Genomic DNA, 573 nt, shown 5'->3' on the forward strand with positions numbered 1-573 from the left:
GCCCCGGCCACCGCCAGCACCGCCGCGCCGGGGTAGCGGGCGGAACCGGCCGCGACGCCGACCACGCCGCGCCGGTACTTGTCGCTCTCGGCCGACGGGCGGGGCAGCAGGGCGGCCACGTCCGCGTGCTGCGCGGCGCGTACCGCCGGCCCGGCCGCCCTCAGGTACGGGCCCAGGCCGATGTCGACCAGCCGCAGCGCCCCGGCGTGCTCGCGCGCGGGATCGATCAGCAGGCCCGGCTTGTACGCCCCGAAGGTCACGGTCGCCGCCGCCCGCACCGCCACGCCGCGCACCTCGCCGGTGTCGGCGTCCACTCCGCTGGGCAGGTCCACGGCCACGACGGGCACCCCGGCCTCCGCGACGGCGTCGGTGATCTCCACCGCGTCCGGCCGCAGGCCGCCTTGGCCCCCGATGCCGACGATGCCGTCCACCACCAGGTCGGCCCGCCGCAGGAGCGCGGGCACGTCGGCGGGTACGCCCTCCAGCACGGTGCGGGCGCCGGGGGCCGCGACGGCCCGGCCCCCGGCCTGTGTGTTTTTCACAACTACCAGCCCACGAGTACCAAGAGGTGTT

1 protein-coding gene is annotated in these 573 nt (G+C 77.8%); it reads right to left on the reverse strand.

Translation table 11 applies throughout. The annotated features are described in order from the left end of the window. The coding region (locus AC2CJA_RS27115) for an NAD(P)H-hydrate epimerase (protein WP_484605268.1) at positions 1-573 on the reverse strand (573 nt) is incomplete at both ends.

Source organism: Streptomyces sp. ATLC9 (assembly GCF_057196705.1).